This is a genomic window from Streptomyces sp. NPDC014864 (genome assembly GCF_043081525.1).
Taxonomy (GTDB): domain Bacteria; phylum Actinomycetota; class Actinomycetes; order Streptomycetales; family Streptomycetaceae; genus Streptomyces.
Window position 1 is genome coordinate 1 of sequence record NZ_JBIBWT010000049.1, and the last position, 3,252, is coordinate 3,252.

At 64.1% G+C, this 3,252-nt stretch carries 2 protein-coding genes; both read right to left on the reverse strand.

Annotated features, from left to right (window positions below):
• Nucleotides 1-691: 691 nt before the first annotated feature.
• Nucleotides 692-1,483 carry an IS21-like element IS1415 family helper ATPase IstB gene (gene istB / locus ACF1A5_RS33775; RefSeq protein ID WP_003944771.1) on the reverse strand — a complete coding sequence of 264 codons (792 nt, stop codon included), beginning with the start codon at nt 1,481-1,483 and terminating at the stop codon, nt 692-694.
• Nucleotides 1,483-3,024: an IS21-like element IS1415 family transposase gene (istA, locus tag ACF1A5_RS33780; RefSeq protein WP_030538069.1), complete on the reverse strand. Its 1,542-nt coding sequence runs from the start codon at nt 3,022-3,024 to the stop codon at nt 1,483-1,485. The genes istB and istA overlap by 1 nt, the downstream gene beginning before the upstream one ends.
• Nucleotides 3,025-3,252: the final 228 nt, after the last annotated feature.

The following is a 3,252-nucleotide window of genomic DNA, read 5'->3' on the forward strand; positions in this document are numbered from 1 at the left end:
CAGGGATTGATGTTCCTCCGACACCACCGTCGATGGCGGAGATCATGAATACCGTGTCGATGGCTGTCACCGCGATGCAGTTGGAGAAGCCTGAGATGTGCATGACACCCGAGCCTGCAAATTCTCCTGGCGGCCGAACCGGTCTCGTAGGGCGCGAGGCGTGGATCTATTTCTGCCCCAACGGAGCATCGACGAGACCCGCTCAAATCGGGCCCGTAAACAGGGTCGCAACCGCCGGCGTCGTCACAGTCACCGCGAACGCAGTAAATTCTGGAGTGCTCGTAAATTGGGGCGATCGTTCCGCGCCCACCTTTTGTGCGGGTGCGCTCTTGCCGTTTACTCCTTACACCGACGCAGTCGATGCGAGTCCGATGACCCCGCCAAGTGGAATGCCCTCTCCGACTTGTGGACATCGAATTGAGCGCAGCTCAGAGACGGAGCCTGGCGGAGTCCACAATCTCAGCGTGACAAGCAATTTCGTGGTGACATGGACGGCGGTCTTTCCAGGTGGTGGCACAGGTGGAGTGATGCCAATACCGTTGACATCTACCTATCAGCAGCGAATTGGCGAGTTGCATGTCAATGGCCACGAAGTTCTCCCCGTAGGCGGCCAGTAGTTCTCCCCGCTGGTGGCCACGGGTTCTCCCCGGTGGCGGCCAGTTGTTTTTCCCCACCCGCTTTCTGATTTGGGTTAGCTGAAGGGCTTCACCCCCTTGCCGGTGGTGGCTTCGGTGAGGCGGAAGGAGTCGCCGTCGGTGACGACGACGTGCGCATGGTGCAGGAGCCGGTCAACGGTGGCGGTGGCCAATGTTTTGGGCATGATCTCGTCGAAGCCGGAGGGGTGCAGGTTGCTCGAGACGGCAATCGCTCGGCGTTCGTAGGCAGCGTCGACGAGGCGATAGAATCCTTCGGCGGCGTCTTCAGAGACCGGGAGCAGACCGATGTCGTCGACGATGATCAGGTCGGAGCGGATGATCCTCGTCAGGGCTCGGGCGATGGAGTCGTCGGCACGGTGCCGGCGGACCAGGGCACCGAGGTCTTCGATGGTGAACCAAGACACCGCCAGCCCAGCTTCGACTGCGGCCTGCCCGAGTGCCTCGGTGAAGTGAGACTTGCCAGTTCCCGAAGGCCCACAGACGCAGAAACATTCACGCCGCCCGACCCACTCCAGGGTGCGGAGCGCGTCCTGGGTGGCGCGGGGAATCGACGATTTCGTTTCGTCCCAGTCGCCGAAGGTCTTGCCGGTAGGGAAACCCGCGCGTTTGCGGCGAGTGTGCAGGTTCGCCCGGTCCCGGCCGGCGGCTTCCTCAGCGAGGAGAACCCGCACGACTTCGGCGGGGTCCCAGCGTTGGGCTTTCGCGGTCGGGATGATATCGCTCAAGGACCTGCGGATATGGGGCAGTTTCAGGCGTTTAGTCAGGTCGATCGCCTCGGCCAACGGGTCGCCGTTAGCGCTGGTAACAGTGCGCAAAGGGGTGCTCATCAGGCGTCATCGCTTTCATCGTCAGTAGTGGCTGGGCTGGCCGGCGCTGGTGTCTGGCCGAAGGTGGACCAGGCGGCGGTGCCCGGTTGCAGAGTGTGGTTCTCGCTGCGACGGACCGGATCAGCGTGTTCGTGGGTGACTTGGTAGTCGAGGATCGAGATCAGGTCCCGATCGGCGAACCGGCCGGTCATCGCCGCCGTCCCCAACGCTCTGTCGACTGCGTCCGGGGAGTGCAGCTTCGAAAGGTCCACGGCCTCGGCCATCTTCGCCCTGATGCGGCGCGCTCCCGCGGCGGCAGCCTCGACCAGCCAGCTGTTGGCACCCTGGCCCAACTGTAGGAAGGCGAGCTCGGCGGCGGTACGAGGCTTGGGCACCCGGTCGGCGGCGTCGCGGTCTGGGCGGGGTGGGTAGTGGTCGTTGTCGAGGACCGGTGAACCGGGTTGGCCGCGGCGGTGCCGCGCGACTTCGACTGCACCGCCATCATTGTCGACGGCGGTCACGATCAGCTCCTCACCATGGAAGCGGGCCCAGACCCGAGTGTCGATCAACGTGTGCGGCACCGAATACCGCACCCCTTCCACCGAGATCGTCGACTCCCAGTTCACCCGCCGGGTAGTGCCGAACACCGCGGTGAACGGAGATTTCGGCAGCGGATGCAGCCGCTGCAACTCTTCGGCCAGCCGCTCGACCGGCCGCCGCCGAGTAGAGCTGTGGACGCGGGTGTTGACGTCGGTGCAGAACTGCCGGCAAGCCGACTCGAGCTCACCGAAAGAGTGATACTGCTCGCGCAGGTTCACCTCCTTCGGCAACAGGTCGGCTTTGGCGATCCGCACCGTCGCCTCACTTCCTCCCTTCGACTCCGGATCAGCAGGTAAACACGTCCGCAGCGTCGTGCCGTAATGCCGTGCCACCTCCACGATCTCCGGATTGCGGACCGCGATCCCGGCCACGTGATCGATCGTCGCGGTCTTCTCGTTGTCGGTGAGGACATAGACCGGAACCCCGCCCAAGCGGCGGAATGTCGCATCCAAACACGCCGCCACCGTCGGCAATGTCTTGTCCCAGATCGGGATCACCACCCGAAATCGCGACCACGCCAACCATGCGCAGAACAACGTCGTCTTCCGGCCGGAAATCGTTGGCCCGTCACCGAAGTCGTACTGTAACCACAGCCCAGGTTCGGTTACCCACGGCCGATACACTCGCCGCCGACCAGCCCGAAACTGGGCCTTCGCCTCCGCGACCGTCCGGCGCGTGGTCCGCTCACCGCCGGTGAACCCCAGCGCGACGATCCGTTCGTGGATGACATCCGCGCGGACCTTGCCCTGCGAGCGGACCACCAACTCCTCGATCTTCGGCAGAAAGTCGTCGATCGCCCGCGCTCGATGCCGCCGGCGGTCCGGCGGCTGCCCCGCAGCGCGCATCTGCACATACCGGGCCACCGTGTGGTGATCACACCCAGCCAGCTCCGCCGCCGCCCGATAACTACCCGTGAGGTCGTACGCCTCCAAAATTTCCATGATCTCCCTGCTCGATTTCATCCACCCAGCGTTGCCGGGACCGAATCTGACTCACAGCAGGTGGGGAACTATCTGGCCGTACGCGGGGAGAAACCATGGCCACAAAATGCGCCATAAATGGCCGCCAGTGGGGAGCTTACGATGGCCGTCGACACCTGGACAGGTCATGCGCACTCGATGGGCGAAAGCCAGCCCCGCTGCGCGTGCTCGTGGGCATGCCGGCAACCACCGCCTGCATCATCGGTGGGA

Excerpts from the sequence above, each read along its gene's own strand:
- istB (WP_003944771.1), bottom strand. The coding sequence starts at position 1,483 with ATGAGCACCCCTTTGCGCACTGTTACCAGCGCTAACGGCGACCCGTTG.
- istA (WP_030538069.1), bottom strand. The coding sequence starts at position 3,024 with ATGAAATCGAGCAGGGAGATCATGGAAATTTTGGAGGCGTACGACCTC.